This is a genomic window from Streptomyces aquilus, from assembly GCF_003955715.1.
Lineage (GTDB): Bacteria > Actinomycetota > Actinomycetes > Streptomycetales > Streptomycetaceae > Streptomyces > Streptomyces aquilus.
Map to the genome: position 1 here is coordinate 2,582,448 of NZ_CP034463.1, position 15,440 is coordinate 2,597,887.

Below are 15,440 nucleotides of genomic sequence, written 5' to 3' on the forward strand. Positions count from 1 at the left end.
TTCCAGCACGGTGAAGACCTTACGAGGTAAGGGCCCGAGAGTGCGAGGCGCCCTGTCACCCGGGGGAGTGGACCGCCCTGGGCCCTGCCCTAGTGCGGCGCCCCCCGCCACCCGGAAACCGGCAGCGCGAACTTGGCCACGAGCCGGTCGGTGAACGACGCGTGATGCAGCCGGGCCAGCCGCACCGGCACCGCTCCCCGCCGCACCTCCACCCGCGCCCCCGGCGGCAGCTCGACCGTCCGCCGCCCGTCGCACCACAGCACGCCCGGCGGAATGTGCGGCAGAACCTCCACAGCCAGCACCGAATCCGGCGAGGTCACGAGCGGCTTCGCGAACAGCGCGTGCGCACTGATCGGCACCATCAGCAACGCCTCGACCTCGGGCCACACCACAGGCCCACCGGCGGAGAACGCGTACGCGGTGGACCCGGTCGGAGTCGACAGCACGATCCCGTCGCACCCGAACCCGGTGACCGGCCGCCCGTCGATCTCCAGCACCACTTCCAGCAGCTTCTCGGCGCCGGCCTTCTGCACCGCCGCCTCGTTCAGCGCCCAGTCGGTGTGCACGATGTCCCCGTTGCTGTGGACCACCACATCAACGGTCATCCGCTCCTCGACCTCGTACGCCTTGGTCACCACCCGGTCGACGACCTTGTCGAGGTCATCCCGCTCGGCCTCGGCGAGGAACCCCACCCGCCCGAGGTTGACGCCGAGCATCGGCACCCCGGACGCCCGGGCGAACTCGGCGCCCCGCAGCAGCGTCCCGTCCCCGCCCAGCACGATCAGCAGCTCGCACCCGTCGAGGCACTGCGGAGTCGCCTCCTTGACGAGCTCCACTTCCTCCGGAAGCGGCAAATCCGCGGCCTCGTACTCCAGCACCCGCACGCCGATGCCCTCGCGCAGCAGCCCCTTCACGACCAGCTCGGCGCTGCGGATCGCCGCAGGCCGGCCGGTGTGGGCGAGCAGGAAAACAGTACGAGCTCGGTTCTGTGTCAACGAGGCCCCTCCGCCACTGCACGGTCAACGTCGGCCGGTTCCAGGGCGGGCGCCCCGGCACGCAGCCACAGAAAGTATTCGACATTGCCCGAGGGCCCGGGCAGCGGACTGGCCGTGACGCCCTTCACCCCGAGCCCGAGTTCCCACGCCTTCTCGGCAACTCCTCGCACGGCCTCCGCCCGCAGCTGCGGACTCCGTACGACTCCCCCACTCCCCAGCCGTTCCTTCCCCACCTCGAACTGCGGCTTGACCATCATCACCAGGTCGGCGTCCGGCTTCACGCACCGCGCCAGGGCGGGCAGCACCAGCCCGAGCGGGATGAAGGACAGATCCCCCACGACAAGATCCACAGGTTCCCCATCGATCGCTTCAAGCGTCAACTCGCGTACGTTCGTACGGTCCTTGACGGTGACGCGTTCATCGCTCTGGAGAGTCCACGCGAGTTGTCCGTAACCGACGTCCACGGCGACGACGTGCGCCGCCCCCGACCGCAGCAGCACATCGGTGAACCCGCCGGTGGACGCGCCCGCGTCCAGCGCCCGCCGCCCCTCGACGACGAGCCCCTGCGGCACGAACGCCGCCAGCGCGCCCGCGAGCTTGTGCCCGCCCCGGGAGACGTACTCGGGGTCGTTGTCGTCGCTCTGGACCACGATCGCCGCCGCGGTCTCCACCTGCGTCGCGGGCTTGGTCGCCACGGTCTTGCCGACGGTGACCCGCCCGGCCGCGATCAGCTGGCTGGCATGCTCACGCGACCGCGCGAGCTTCCGGCGGACCAGCTCCGCGTCCAGACGACGACGTGCGACTCCTGCCACGTTCGGTTCAGCTCCTGTTCTGGTACGGCTGTTGATACGGCGGTGAGGGCGCCGGAGGTCCCGGGCGGGCGTCGAGCGCGGTCAGCGCGTCACGCAGCCCCCGGTGTACATCCTCGTACACCTCGACGTGCCCGTCCGTGGCGAGGTGGTCGGCATCGGCCAGCCGCTCCAGCTGGGCGTCGACCTCGGCGTTGCCGGTGGGGGTGCGGGGGACGTCCAGGGGGGCCGGGGCAGCGGGGTCGTATGCCGGCTCCTGGAGGGTCTCCGTCTCCGGGGCTGCGTCACTCATGCCCCGACGCTACCCCGAAGGGCTGCTGTACCGTCGATCGCGATGGCCACGATCGAAGAGTGCCGTGCCGCACTCGAAAAGCTCTCGGACACCATGCAGCACGCCGAAGGGGACGTCGCCGCCGCGACCGCCCTGGACCGCTCGGTCAGCTGCCGGATCACCGACCTCGACATCACCTTCGTGGGCCGTATGACGGGCGGCCGGATCGTCGTCCAGGACAGGATCCAGGGCGCGCCCAAGGAGAAGGCCCAGATCAGACTGACCATGAAGGGCGACGACCTGGTCTCGCTGGTCAACGGGGAGCTGAACTTCGCCAAGGCCTGGGGCTCGGGCAGGGTGAAACTGGAGGCCGGCCTCAAGGACCTCTTCCAGCTCAGGAAGCTTCTCTGACGACCGCGCGTGCCTTCCGCGCCGCCGGCACCACCAGCGGCGTCCCCGTCTCGGGGTCGTCGATGACCTGGCAGCGCAGCCCGAAGACCTCCTCGACCAGCTCGGCCGTGACGATGTCGCTGGGTGCGCCCTCGGCGATGACACTGCCGCCCTTGAGCGCGATCAGGTGGGTGGCGTAGCGCGCGGCGTGGTTGAGGTCGTGCAGGACCGCGACCAGCGTGCGCCCCTGCTCCTCGTGCAGCTCGGCGCACAGGTCGAGGACGTCGATCTGGTGCTGGATGTCCAGATAGGTCGTCGGCTCGTCGAGAAGCAGCAGCGGCGTCTGCTGGGCGAGCGCCATGGCGATCCACACGCGCTGCCGCTGACCGCCGGAGAGCTCGTCCACGTACCGGTCGGCGAGCTCGGCGACACCGGTCTGCGCCATCGACTCCTGGACGACCCGCTCGTCCTCGGTCGACCACTGCCGCAGCAGCCCCTGGTGCGGGTACCGGCCGCGGCCCACCAGGTCGCCGACGGTGATCCCGTCCGGCGCGATCGACGACTGCGGCAGCAGCCCCAGCGTCCGCGCGACCTTCTTCGCGGGCATCGACTGGATGACCTGCCCGTCGAGCAGCACCCGGCCCTGACTCGGCTTCAGCATCCGTGACAGCGCCCGCAGCAGCGTGGACTTGCCGCACGCGTTCGGGCCGACGATCACCGTGAAGGAGTGGTCGGGGATCTCCACCGACAGCTGCTCGGCGATGACGCGCTGGTCGTAGGCGAGGGTGACGTCCTCGGCGGAGAGGCGGTTCACGGTGCTCCTTCGGTTGTTCAGGGTGCGGTCGGGACGGTCGGCGGCGCTCATATCCGGCCCGCCTTCCGCTCGGTGACCAGCAGCCACAGCAGATACACGCCGCCGAGCACACCGGTGACGACCCCCACCGGCATCTGGTCGGCGCCGAAGACCTTCTGCGAGAGCAGGTCGGCCGCGACCAGCAGGGCCGCGCCCATGCACAGCGACGGCAGCAGGTTCGGGCCGGGCGAGCGGGTCAGCCGCCGGGCGAGCTGCGGCGCGGTGAGCGCCACGAAGCTGACCGGCCCCGCGGCGGCGGTCGCCGCCGCGGTGAGCAGGACGGCAGCCACCATCAGCAGTGCCCTGGTGCGCTCGACGCGCACGCCGAGGGCGTTGGACACGTCGTCGCCCATCTCCACCATCCGCAACGCCCGCCCGTTGCAGAGGACCAGCGGGACCAGCACGGCACACAGCCACAGCAGCGGCCAGACCTGCTCCCAGTCCCGCCCGCTGAGCGAGCCGGTCATCCAGACGACGGCCTGGGCGGCCTCGGTGATGGTGGACTTGGTCAGCAGATAGCCGTTGACGGCCGTGAGGATCGCGGACACCCCGATGCCGACCAGCACCAGCCGGTATCCGTGCACCCCCTGCTTCCAGGCGAGCAGATAGATGGCGACCCCGGCCCCCAGCCCGCCCACCAGCGCCCCGGCGGTGATCTCACCGGCACTCCCGGAGAACACCACGATCACGGTCAGCGCCCCGGCCGTCGCCCCCTGCCCGAGCCCGAGGATGTCCGGGCTGCCCAGCGGGTTGCGCGACACGGCCTGGAACAGCGCCCCGCCGAGCCCCAGCGAGGCCCCGACCAGCAGCCCGACGAGCACCCGCGGCAGCCGCAGCTCGTTGACGATGAACTCCTGCCCCGCATTGCCGTCGCCCGTCAGCGTCTTGAGCACGTCCCCGGCCGAGATCGGGAAGTCTCCGGTGCCGATCAGCACGACACTCGCGGCGAGCGCGGCGGCCAGCAGCAGGAGTACGACGACCAGGGCCCGGACGTCGAGCCGGACCGACAGCCCGCCGGGCGTCCGGACGGCACGGTTGGCGCGCGGGGAGCGCTCGGCACGGTTGGTCTTCACAGCTGTGCCGTCCTCCGCCGTCGTACGAGAAAGATGAAGACCGGGCCACCGATGATCGCGGTCACGATGCCGACCTGAAGCTCCGAGGGCCGGGCGACCACCCGGCCGATGACATCGGCGCCGAGCAGCAGCACCGGCGACAGGATCGCCGCGTACGGCAGGATCCAGCGCAGGTCGGGTCCGGTGAAGGAGCGCACGACGTGCGGCACCATCAGCCCGACGAACACGATCGGCCCACAGGCCGCGGTCGCCGCCCCGCACAGCACGACGGCGGCCAGCATCGACAGCGCCCGCGTCCGGTTGAGGTTGGCGCCGAGGGCCCGAGCGGTGTCGTCGCCCATCTCCATGGCGTTCAGCGGCCGGGCGAGCGCCAGGGCGAGGATCGTGCCGCCCGCGAGGAACGGCAGCACCTGGAGGATCGTCGACTCGCTCGCCGAGGTCAGCGAACCCACCGTCCAGAAGCGCATCTTGCCGAGCGCCGCCTGGTCCGTGATCATCACGGCCTGGAGATAGCCGTAGAGCGCGGCACTGATCGCCGTACCCGCGAGCGCGAGGCGCACCGGTGTCGCGCCCCGGCTGCCGCCGAGGAACCACACGAGCGCCCCGACCGCGGCCGCGCCGAAGAACGCGAACCACACGTACCCGCTCAGGCTCGTCACCCCGAAGTACGTCATGGCGGTGACGACCGCCGCGGACGCGCCCGCGTTGATGCCGAGCAGTCCCGGGTCGGCCAGCGGATTCCGGGTGAGCGCCTGGAGCACCGCCCCGGCGAGCCCGAGCGCGGCCCCGGCCAGCAGCCCCAGCAGGGTCCGCCACAGCCGCTCGGTCACCACGACGTCGCCGTACGTCCCCGAGTCCTCGAACAGGCCGTGCCACACCTGCCCCATCGACAGCTCTTTCGCCCCGATCGCGATGCTCGCCAGCGCGACGAGCACCAGGATCACGACGGACACGAGCAACCCAAGCGCGCGTATCGCCCGGCGGGTTGGGGGCGCGGGGGCGGTTCCCGCGCGCTGTTCGGGAGGACTGTCGACCAACACGCAGTTAGGTTAGCCTACCCTCGCATTCGGCTACGATCCCGGCTGCCCTGCTGCACGGAAGCCGCCCCGCGATGAAGGCCTCAGAGCCCCAGCCGCGCCAGCGCCTTCCCCCCGTCCAGCTCGCACGTCCCGTCCCCCGCCGCCGTCCAGGCCGCCGCACACAGCGCCCGCAGCCCGTCCAACGCCTCCCCGTCACCGTCCAGTTCCAGCCGCTCGCCACCGGCCGTCGCGGTCCACCCGCCGCACCGGAAGCCACCGCCTGCCTCGACGACCTCGGGCTGCCCGGTCAGCAACCCCCGCAGATCGGCGTCGACGTACGTCGGCCGGTGCTGCGGCGGCGCGGCCAGCAGCTGCGGCCCGTCCGTCACGCCGGTCAGCACGAGCAGCGAGTCGACCTCCCCGTTGAACGCCCCCTCGATGTCCGTGTCCAGCCGGTCCCCCACCACCAACGGCCGTACGGCACCGGTCCGCAGAATCGTCTCCCGGTGCATCGGAGGCAGCGGCTTCCCGGCGACCTGCGGCTCGGCGCCGGTCGCGATCCGCACGACCTCCACCGCGGCCCCGTTGCCCGGCGCGATGCCGCGCCCGCTCGGGATCGTCAGATCGGTGTTGGACGCGAACCAGGGCACCCCGCGCGCGACGGCGTAAGAAGCCTCGGCGAACCGCCCCCACGGCAGGTCGGGCCCACCGAACCCCTGCACCACGGCCGCCGGATCGTCGTCCGCCGACTCAACCGGCACGAGCCCCCGCTCCCGCAACGCGACCCGCAACCCCTCACCGCCGATCACCAGCACCCGCGCACCCGCCGGCACCTGCTCGCTGATCAGCCGCGCGACGGCCTGAGCGGACGTGATCACGTCATCGGCGCCGGTCGGTATCCCCAGCTCGGTCAGATGCTCCGCCACGGTGTCGGGCGTCCGCAGCGCGTTGTTCGTGACGTACGCGAGGTGCATCCCGCCGGCCCGAGCCGTGGCCAGCGACTCGACCGCGTGCACGATCGCGTTCCCCCCTGCGTACACCACCCCGTCGAGGTCGAGCAGCGCGGTGTCGTACGCCTCGCTCAGGGCCTGGCCACTGCCCTCGGGCCTCGTCCTGACGCTCTGGCTCATTCCACATCGCTCCTCGCTCGACGGCTTTCCCCCGATCATCTCGCACGCCACCGACACACGTACGATGCCGGGATGAACACCGCAGGTCACTCGGAAGCAACGGCGCGCCGGGGCCTGGAACTCACCCCGTTCCGAGGCCTTCGCTACGACCCCGACCGGGTCGGCAGCCTGGCCGCTGTGACATCACCGCCGTACGACGTCGTCGTACGCCCCGACGGCCTGTACCACCTGCAGTCCAACGACCCGCACAACATCGTCCGCCTGATCCTCCCCCAGGCCACCAGCCCCGCCGCCCGCAACGAACAGGCCGCCGCGACCCTGCGCCGCTGGCTCGCCGAAGGCGTCCTCGCCGCCGACCCGGTGCCGGGCCTGTACGTCTACGAACAGCGCGACGGCACCGGCATGCTGCAACGCGGCATCATCGGCGCCCTGCGCGTCTCGGACCCCGCGGACCAGGTGGTCCTGCCCCACGAGGACGTCATGCCGCACGTCGTGGCCGACCGCGCGGCCCTCATGCGCGCCACCTCCGCGAACCTGGAGCCCCTGCTCCTGACGTACCGCGGCGACGGCACGGCAGCCGACACGACGGCCGTGGTCGAACGTACGGCCGAACAGGAGCCCCTGTTCTCCACCACGACCGAGGACGGCTACAGCCACCGTCTGTGGTCCATCACCGACCCGGCGGACCTGGACCGCATCCAGTCCGACCTGGCCCGCCACCAGGCCCTCATCGCCGACGGCCACCACCGCTGGGCGACCTACCGCCGCCTCCGCTCGGAGCACCCCTCCCCCAGCCCCTGGGACTACGGCCTGGTCCTCCTGGTCGACACGGCCCGCTACCCCCTCCGCGTCCGCGCCATCCACCGCCTCCTGCACGGCCTGCCGGTGGCGGACGCCCTGGCCTCGCTCGACGGCCGGTTCCGTGTACGACGCCTGGCCAGCCCGCTCCCCGACGCCCTGGAGGTGCTCGCCGACGCCGCCTGCGCGGGCAACGCCTTCCTCCTCGCCGGCGACGGCGCCTTCCACCTGGTCGACCGCCCGGACCCGGACCTCCTCGCCCGTACGATCCCCGCCGACCGCCCGGCGGCCTGGCGCACCCTGGACGCGACCGTCCTGCACGCCACGCTCCTCCAGCACGTCTGGCACATCCCCGAGAACGACCCCACCCGCATCGCCTACATCCACGACACCGCCGCCACCGTCCGCAAGGCGGAACGCGACGGCGGCACGGCCGTCCTCATGCACCCGGTCCGCGAGGAGGTCGTCCGCGACCTGGCCCGCCAGGGCGTCACGATGCCCCGCAAGTCGACGTCCTTCGGCCCGAAGCCGGCCTCCGGCCTGGTCCTGCGCGCGCTGGAACTCTGAACATGCGAAAGGGCGGGACCCCGATGCCGGGGTCCCGCCCTTTCGTGTGTGTACGTCAGTCCTTGTCGTCGTCCTTCGAGGACACGGAGGAGACGTCCGCGTCGTCCTCCACCTCTACGACCTCGACAACCTCGACGTCACCGCCGCTCTCGACCTCGAGGTCATCCTCGGCCTCGCTCTCGCCGTCGTTCTCGGCGTCGTTCTCGGCGAAGGCGTCGACGAACTCGACACCGTCCAGCTCGGCGAGCCGGTCCGAGGCGTCCGTGCTGCCGTCCCGGTCGGCCTCGACGGCCTTGGCGAACCACTCCCGCGCCTCGCCCTCACGCTCGGCGGCGAGCAGCGCGTCGGCGTAGGCGTACCGCAGACGCGCGGTCCACGGCTGCACCGAGTTGGAGGCCAGCTCGGGGCTCTGCAACGTCACGATGGCCGCGTCCAGCTGCCCCATGTCACGCCGGGCGCCGGCCGCGACGAGCCGCATCTCGACCTGACCGGCCTTGTCCAGCTTGTTCACCTCGGGCGCCCCGGCCATGTCCAGCGCCTTCTCCGGCCGCCCGAGCCCACGCTCGCAGTCGGCCATCACGGGCCACAGCTCCGCACTGCCGGTCATCCGCCGCGCGGCCCGGAACTCGGCGAGCGCCTCGGAGTACTTCTGGTTCGCGTACGCCGCGAACCCGGCCGCCTCCCGTACGGCAGCGACACGCGACGCGAGCCGCAGCGCGATCTTGGAGTAGGCGTAGGCGCGCTCGGGGTCCTCGTCGATGAGCCGGGCGACCATCACCAGGTTCCTCGCCACGTCCTCCGCGAGCGTCTTCGGCAGGCTCAGCAGCTCCTGGCGTACGTCGCCGTCGATCTCGTCGCCCGTGACGTCCTCGGGGATCGGCAGCCGCTTGATCGGCTCACGGTCCCTGTCCCGGTCGTCGCGCCCACGGAAGCCACCGCGCCGGTCGTCACGGCCGTAGCCGCCACGGTTGTCATCACGCCGGTCGTCCCGGCCACGGAACCCGCCGGGCCGCCCACCGCGGTCGTCGCGACGGGGTCCGCCGCGGAAGCCACGGTCGTCCCGTCCACGGAAGCCACCCCGGTCGTCTCGGCGCTCGTAGGAGCCGCCACCCCGGTTGTCAGCCCGGTTGTCACCGCGGTTGTCGTCGCGCCGGAAACCACCGCGGTCACCACCACGGTCGTCGCCGCGTCGGTCGTCACGGCGGTCGTCGCGTCGGTCGTCACGCCTCTCGTACGAGCCGCCGCCGCGGTTGTCGTCCCGGCGGAAGCCGCCGCGATCCCCGCGATCCCCGCGGTCACCTCGGTCATCGCGCCGGAAGCCGCCACGGTCGTCACCACGGAACCCGCGGTCACGGTCCCGGTCGTCCCGTCCGCGGAAGCCACCCCGGTCGTCGCGGCGCTCGTAGGAGCCGCCACCCCGGTTGTCACCGCGGTTGTCGTCGCGCCGGAAGCCACCGCGGTCACCACGGTCGTCACGCCGGCCGTAACCGCCACCGCGGTTGTCGCCCCGGTTGTCGCCACGGTTGTCGTCACGCCGGAACGCCGGACGGGAGCCGCGGTCGTCGTCGCGCCGCTCTCCCCGGTCCCGGTCGTCACGCCGGAAGGCGGGTCGGTCGCCGTCACGGCGGAAGCCGCGGTCCCGGTCGTCCCGACGCGGGCCGCTGGGACGATCGTCGCGCCGGAACGCCGGGCGAGGCCCACGGTCGTCGCCACGCCGGTCATCGCGTCGGTCGTCACGTCGGCCGTAGCCACCGCCGCGGTTGTCGCCCCGGGTGTCGCTACGGTTGTCGTCGCGCCGGAAGCCACCGCGGTTGTCACCGCGGCTGTCGTCACGCCGGAAGCCACCGCGGTCACCACCACGGTCATCGCCTCGACGGTCGTCACGTCGGTCGTCGCGCCGGCCGTAGCCACCGCCTCGGTTGTCGTCGCGCCGGCCGTAGCCGCCACGGTCTCCACCGCGGTCGCTGCCTCGGTCGTTGCCTCGGTCGTTGTCGCGCCGGAAGCCACCGCGGTCGCCTCGGTCACCGCGATCGCCGCCGCGGTATCCGCCACGGTCACCGCGATCGCCGCGGTCACCACTGTCCCGTCGCCGCTGGTCGCGCTCCGGTCGGTCGTCGGGAGAGTTGGTGGACATGGGTGACTCCTGTCTCGGTACTGCAAGCATTGTAAAAACAAAAGGACCCCTGGTCCCAGCTGAACGCTGGGACCAGGGGTCCTTCCAAAGATTGTTCGGCGGCGTCCTACTCTCCCACAGGGTCCCCCCTGCAGTACCATCGGCGCTGTAAGGCTTAGCTTCCGGGTTCGAAATGTAACCGGGCGTTTCCCTCACGCTATGACCACCGAAACCCTAATGGTTTCGAGCGAACAAGCACACTCTGTAGTTATTAGTGATGCGTTCTGCTCAAAAAACCGGCAACGGTCGTTGCCTCAGAACTAACACAGTGGACGCGAGCAACTGAGGACAAGCCCTCGGCCTATTAGTACCGGTCACCTCCACACGTTACCGTGCTTCCAGATCCGGCCTATCAACCCAGTCGTCTACTGGGAGCCTTACCCCATCAAGTGGGTGGGAGTCCTCATCTCGAAGCAGGCTTCCCGCTTAGATGCTTTCAGCGGTTATCCCTCCCGAACGTAGCCAACCAGCCATGCCCTTGGCAGAACAACTGGCACACCAGAGGTTCGTCCGTCCCGGTCCTCTCGTACTAGGGACAGCCCTTCTCAAGACTCCTACGCGCACAGCGGATAGGGACCGAACTGTCTCACGACGTTCTAAACCCAGCTCGCGTACCGCTTTAATGGGCGAACAGCCCAACCCTTGGGACCGACTCCAGCCCCAGGATGCGACGAGCCGACATCGAGGTGCCAAACCATCCCGTCGATATGGACTCTTGGGGAAGATCAGCCTGTTATCCCCGGGGTACCTTTTATCCGTTGAGCGACGGCGCTTCCACAAGCCACCGCCGGATCACTAGTCCCGACTTTCGTCCCTGCTCGACCCGTCGGTCTCACAGTCAAGCTCCCTTGTGCACTTACACTCAACACCTGATTGCCAACCAGGCTGAGGGAACCTTTGGGCGCCTCCGTTACTCTTTAGGAGGCAACCGCCCCAGTTAAACTACCCATCAGACACTGTCCCTGATCCGGATCACGGACCCAGGTTAGACATCCAGCACGACCAGACTGGTATTTCAACGACGACTCCACCCGAACTGGCGTCCGAGCTTCACAGTCTCCCAGCTATCCTACACAAGCCGAACCGAACACCAATATCAAACTGTAGTAAAGGTCCCGGGGTCTTTCCGTCCTGCTGCGCGAAACGAGCATCTTTACTCGTAGTGCAATTTCACCGGGCCTATGGTTGAGACAGTCGAGAAGTCGTTACGCCATTCGTGCAGGTCGGAACTTACCCGACAAGGAATTTCGCTACCTTAGGATGGTTATAGTTACCACCGCCGTTTACTGGCGCTTAAGTTCTCAGCTTCGCCAAGACGAATCTTGACTAACCGGTCCCCTTAACGTTCCAGCACCGGGCAGGCGTCAGTCCGTATACATCGCCTTACGGCTTCGCACGGACCTGTGTTTTTAGTAAACAGTCGCTTCTCGCTGGTCTCTGCGGCCACCCCCAGCTCGAGGAGCAAGTCCTCTCACCAAGCGTGGCCCCCCTTCTCCCGAAGTTACGGGGGCATTTTGCCGAGTTCCTTAACCATAGTTCACCCGAACGCCTCGGTATTCTCTACCTGACCACCTGAGTCGGTTTAGGGTACGGGCCGCCATGAAACTCGCTAGAGGCTTTTCTCGACAGCATAGGATCATCCACTTCACCACAATCGGCTCGGCATCAGGTCTCAGCCTTAATGAGCGGCGGATTTGCCTACCACTCGGCCTACACCCTTACCCCGGGACAACCACCGCCCGGGATGGACTACCTTCCTGCGTCACCCCATCACTCACCTACTACCAGATCGGGTCAGCGGCTCCACCACTCCCCTTTGCCCGAAGGCTCCGGGGCGGCTTCACGGCCTTAGCATCACTGGATTCGATGTTTGACGCTTCACAGCGGGTACCGGAATATCAACCGGTTATCCATCGACTACGCCTGTCGGCCTCGCCTTAGGTCCCGACTTACCCTGGGCAGATCAGCTTGACCCAGGAACCCTTAGTCAATCGGCGCACACGTTTCTCACGTGTGAATCGCTACTCATGCCTGCATTCTCGCTCGTCAACCGTCCACAACTCGCTTCCGCGGCTGCTTCACCCGGCAGACGACGCTCCCCTACCCATCACAGCAGGCGTTGGCCCTATTGCTGCAATGACACGACTTCGGCGGTACGCTTGAGCCCCGCTACATTGTCGGCGCGGAATCACTAGACCAGTGAGCTATTACGCACTCTTTCAAGGGTGGCTGCTTCTAAGCCAACCTCCTGGTTGTCTGTGCGACTCCACATCCTTTCCCACTTAGCGTACGCTTAGGGGCCTTAGTCGATGCTCTGGGCTGTTTCCCTCTCGACCATGGAGCTTATCCCCCACAGTCTCACTGCCGCGCTCTCACTTACCGGCATTCGGAGTTTGGCTAAGGTCAGTAACCCGGTAGGGCCCATCGCCTATCCAGTGCTCTACCTCCGGCAAGAAACACACGACGCTGCACCTAAATGCATTTCGGGGAGAACCAGCTATCACGGAGTTTGATTGGCCTTTCACCCCTAACCACAGGTCATCCCCCAGGTTTTCAACCCTGGTGGGTTCGGTCCTCCACGAAGTCTTACCTCCGCTTCAACCTGCCCATGGCTAGATCACTCCGCTTCGGGTCTTGAGCGCGCTACTAAACCGCCCTATTCGGACTCGCTTTCGCTACGGCTTCCCCACACGGGTTAACCTCGCAACACACCGCAAACTCGCAGGCTCATTCTTCAAAAGGCACGCAGTCACGAGAACACAGCAAGCTGTGTTCCGACGCTCCCACGGCTTGTAGGCACACGGTTTCAGGTACTATTTCACTCCGCTCCCGCGGTACTTTTCACCATTCCCTCACGGTACTATCCGCTATCGGTCACCAGGGAATATTTAGGCTTAGCGGGTGGTCCCGCCAGATTCACACGGGATTTCTCGGGCCCCGTGCTACTTGGGTGTCTCTCAAACGAGCCGCTGACGTTTCGACTACGGGGGTCTTACCCTCTACGCCGGACCTTTCGCATGTCCTTCGCCTACATCAACGGTTTCTGACTCGTCCCACGGCCGGCAGACCGTGGAAGAGAGATCCCACAACCCCGTATACGCAACCCCTGCCGGGTCTCACACGCATACGGTTTGGCCTCATCCGGTTTCGCTCGCCACTACTCCCGGAATCACGGTTGTTTTCTCTTCCTGCGGGTACTGAGATGTTTCACTTCCCCGCGTTCCCTCCACATACCCTATGTGTTCAGGTATGGGTGACAGCCCATGACGACTGCCGGGTTTCCCCATTCGGAAACCCCCGGATCAAAGCCTGGTTGACGACTCCCCGGGGACTATCGTGGCCTCCCACGTCCTTCATCGGTTCCTGGTGCCAAGGCATCCACCGTGCGCCCTTAAAAACTTGGCCACAGATGCTCGCGTCCACTGTGCAGTTCTCAAACAACGACCAGCCACCCGTCACACACCACTCACGCGGTGCTTCACCGGGGCCGGCATCGAGGGGGTTCATTCCCTCAGACACCCAACAGCGTGCCCGACACCCTCGCCACTCGTGATCAGCGTTCCACGCTCCGAAGAGCAGTACTGGCAGCCCGAGATGACTGAGAGTGCCGAATAATCAACGTTCCACCCATGAGCAACCAGCATCGAACGTTCGCCGATGTACTGGCCTCTGGACAGCCTTGCGGCTGCCTAGAAGTGCTCCTTAGAAAGGAGGTGATCCAGCCGCACCTTCCGGTACGGCTACCTTGTTACGACTTCGTCCCAATCGCTGGTCCCACCTTCGACAGCTCCCTCCCACAAGGGGTTGGGCCACCGGCTTCGGGTGTTACCGACTTTCGTGACGTGACGGGCGGTGTGTACAAGGCCCGGGAACGTATTCACCGCAGCAATGCTGATCTGCGATTACTAGCAACTCCGACTTCATGGGGTCGAGTTGCAGACCCCAATCCGAACTGAGACAGGCTTTTTGAGATTCGCTCCACCTCACGGTTTCGCAGCTCATTGTACCTGCCATTGTAGCACGTGTGCAGCCCAAGACATAAGGGGCATGATGACTTGACGTCGTCCCCACCTTCCTCCGAGTTGACCCCGGCGGTCTCCTGTGAGTCCCCATCACCCCGAAGGGCATGCTGGCAACACAGGACAAGGGTTGCGCTCGTTGCGGGACTTAACCCAACATCTCACGACACGAGCTGACGACAGCCATGCACCACCTGTACACCGACCACAAGGGGGCGACCATCTCTGGCCGTTTCCGGTGTATGTCAAGCCTTGGTAAGGTTCTTCGCGTTGCGTCGAATTAAGCCACATGCTCCGCTGCTTGTGCGGGCCCCCGTCAATTCCTTTGAGTTTTAGCCTTGCGGCCGTACTCCCCAGGCGGGGAACTTAATGCGTTAGCTGCGGCACCGACGACGTGGAATGTCGCCAACACCTAGTTCCCACCGTTTACGGCGTGGACTACCAGGGTATCTAATCCTGTTCGCTCCCCACGCTTTCGCTCCTCAGCGTCAGTAATGGCCCAGAGATCCGCCTTCGCCACCGGTGTTCCTCCTGATATCTGCGCATTTCACCGCTACACCAGGAATTCCGATCTCCCCTACCACACTCTAGCTAGCCCGTATCGAATGCAGACCCGGGGTTAAGCCCCGGGCTTTCACACCCGACGTGACAAGCCGCCTACGAGCTCTTTACGCCCAATAATTCCGGACAACGCTTGCGCCCTACGTATTACCGCGGCTGCTGGCACGTAGTTAGCCGGCGCTTCTTCTGCAGGTACCGTCACTTTCGCTTCTTCCCTGCTGAAAGAGGTTTACAACCCGAAGGCCGTCATCCCTCACGCGGCGTCGCTGCATCAGGCTTTCGCCCATTGTGCAATATTCCCCACTGCTGCCTCCCGTAGGAGTCTGGGCCGTGTCTCAGTCCCAGTGTGGCCGGTCGCCCTCTCAGGCCGGCTACCCGTCGTCGCCTTGGTGAGCCGTTACCTCACCAACAAGCTGATAGGCCGCGGGCTCATCCTTCACCGCCGGAGCTTTCAACCCCCACCCATGCGAGTGGAAGTGGTATCCGGTATTAGACCCCGTTTCCAGGGCTTGTCCCAGAGTGAAGGGCAGATTGCCCACGTGTTACTCACCCGTTCGCCACTAATCCCCACCGAAGTGGTTCATCGTTCGACTTGCATGTGTTAAGCACGCCGCCAGCGTTCGTCCTGAGCCAGGATCAAACTCTCCGTGAATGTTTTCCCGTAATCGGGATGAACACCACGAGAGCGGAACCACCGGAGGAATGATCCGATGGTTCACAGCGTCCTCGCTGTGTTGTTTCAAAGGAACCTCGCCCCAACCGATGACCGGCCGGAGACGGGG

11 protein-coding genes and 3 rRNA genes are annotated in these 15,440 nt (G+C 67.1%); 2 read left to right on the forward strand and 12 right to left on the reverse strand.

Annotated elements, in window-relative coordinates; genetic code table 11:
• Nucleotides 1–89: 89 nt before the first annotated feature.
• Genes EJC51_RS11920 through EJC51_RS11930 form a run of 3 tightly spaced genes read right to left on the reverse strand, consistent with a single transcriptional unit; the run spans nucleotide 90 to nucleotide 2,096 of the window.
• Nucleotides 90–995 (reverse strand): NAD kinase, encoded by a 906-nt coding sequence (locus tag EJC51_RS11920; RefSeq protein WP_059196707.1) that lies wholly within the window; start codon nucleotides 993–995, stop codon nucleotides 90–92.
• Nucleotides 992–1,807 (reverse strand): TlyA family RNA methyltransferase, encoded by an 816-nt coding sequence (locus EJC51_RS11925; RefSeq protein WP_059196708.1) that lies wholly within the window; start codon nucleotides 1,805–1,807, stop codon nucleotides 992–994. Before EJC51_RS11925 ends, EJC51_RS11920 begins: the two co-directional genes overlap by 4 nt.
• 7 nt (nucleotides 1,808–1,814) lie before the next feature.
• On the reverse strand, nucleotides 1,815–2,096 hold the full coding sequence (locus EJC51_RS11930; RefSeq protein ID WP_126271049.1) for a hypothetical protein: 282 nt from the start codon (nucleotides 2,094–2,096) through the stop codon (nucleotides 1,815–1,817).
• 42 nt (nucleotides 2,097–2,138) lie between these two features.
• Here EJC51_RS11930 and EJC51_RS11935 point away from each other — a divergent pair, with 42 nt between their 5' ends.
• On the forward strand, nucleotides 2,139–2,486 hold the full coding sequence (locus tag EJC51_RS11935) for an SCP2 sterol-binding domain-containing protein (RefSeq protein WP_126271050.1): 348 nt from the start codon (nucleotides 2,139–2,141) through the stop codon (nucleotides 2,484–2,486).
• Here the strand turns inward: EJC51_RS11935 and EJC51_RS11940 are convergent.
• The 4 genes from EJC51_RS11940 to EJC51_RS11955 all read right to left on the reverse strand — a co-directional run bounded on the left by EJC51_RS11940 (nucleotide 2,470) and on the right by EJC51_RS11955 (nucleotide 6,540).
• A complete protein-coding gene (locus EJC51_RS11940; RefSeq protein ID WP_126271051.1) occupies nucleotides 2,470–3,330 on the reverse strand; it encodes an ABC transporter ATP-binding protein in 861 nt (286 codons plus the stop codon). The two genes, EJC51_RS11935 and EJC51_RS11940, sit on opposite strands and share 17 nt — an antisense overlap.
• A complete protein-coding gene (locus EJC51_RS11945; protein ID WP_126271052.1) occupies nucleotides 3,327–4,391 on the reverse strand; it encodes a FecCD family ABC transporter permease in 1,065 nt (354 codons plus the stop codon). Before EJC51_RS11945 ends, EJC51_RS11940 begins: the two co-directional genes overlap by 4 nt.
• The gene (locus tag EJC51_RS11950; RefSeq protein ID WP_126271053.1) at nucleotides 4,388–5,431 is read right to left on the reverse strand and encodes a FecCD family ABC transporter permease; all 1,044 of its coding nucleotides are present in this window, start codon (nucleotides 5,429–5,431) and stop codon (nucleotides 4,388–4,390) included. The genes EJC51_RS11945 and EJC51_RS11950 overlap by 4 nt, the downstream gene beginning before the upstream one ends.
• An 80-nt stretch (nucleotides 5,432–5,511) precedes the next feature.
• Nucleotides 5,512–6,540: an HAD hydrolase-like protein gene (locus EJC51_RS11955; protein ID WP_126271054.1), complete on the reverse strand. Its 1,029-nt coding sequence runs from the start codon at nucleotides 6,538–6,540 to the stop codon at nucleotides 5,512–5,514.
• 72 nt (nucleotides 6,541–6,612) lie between these two features.
• Here EJC51_RS11955 and EJC51_RS11960 point away from each other — a divergent pair, with 72 nt between their 5' ends.
• On the forward strand, nucleotides 6,613–7,905 hold the full coding sequence (locus tag EJC51_RS11960; RefSeq protein WP_126271055.1) for a DUF1015 domain-containing protein: 1,293 nt from the start codon (nucleotides 6,613–6,615) through the stop codon (nucleotides 7,903–7,905).
• Between the two features lie 55 nt (nucleotides 7,906–7,960).
• On the opposite strand, the gene EJC51_RS11965 is transcribed toward EJC51_RS11960, so the two are convergent.
• The 5 genes from EJC51_RS11965 to EJC51_RS11985 form a co-directional block, all read right to left on the reverse strand.
• A complete protein-coding gene (locus EJC51_RS11965; protein ID WP_208870819.1) occupies nucleotides 7,961–8,788 on the reverse strand; it encodes a hypothetical protein in 828 nt (275 codons plus the stop codon).
• A complete protein-coding gene (locus EJC51_RS47680; RefSeq protein ID WP_166682775.1) occupies nucleotides 8,725–9,981 on the reverse strand; it encodes a hypothetical protein in 1,257 nt (418 codons plus the stop codon). Before EJC51_RS47680 ends, EJC51_RS11965 begins: the two co-directional genes overlap by 64 nt.
• Before the next feature lie 151 nt (nucleotides 9,982–10,132).
• Nucleotides 10,133–10,249 (reverse strand): 5S ribosomal RNA (gene rrf, locus EJC51_RS11975).
• Nucleotides 10,250–10,362: 113 nt separating this feature from the next.
• Nucleotides 10,363–13,483, reverse strand: a 23S ribosomal RNA gene (locus EJC51_RS11980).
• A 301-nt stretch (nucleotides 13,484–13,784) separates the two neighbouring features.
• A 16S ribosomal RNA gene (locus tag EJC51_RS11985) occupies nucleotides 13,785–15,310 on the reverse strand.
• Together the 16S, 23S and 5S rRNA genes form the textbook arrangement of a ribosomal RNA operon.
• Nucleotides 15,311–15,440 lie beyond the last annotated feature (130 nt).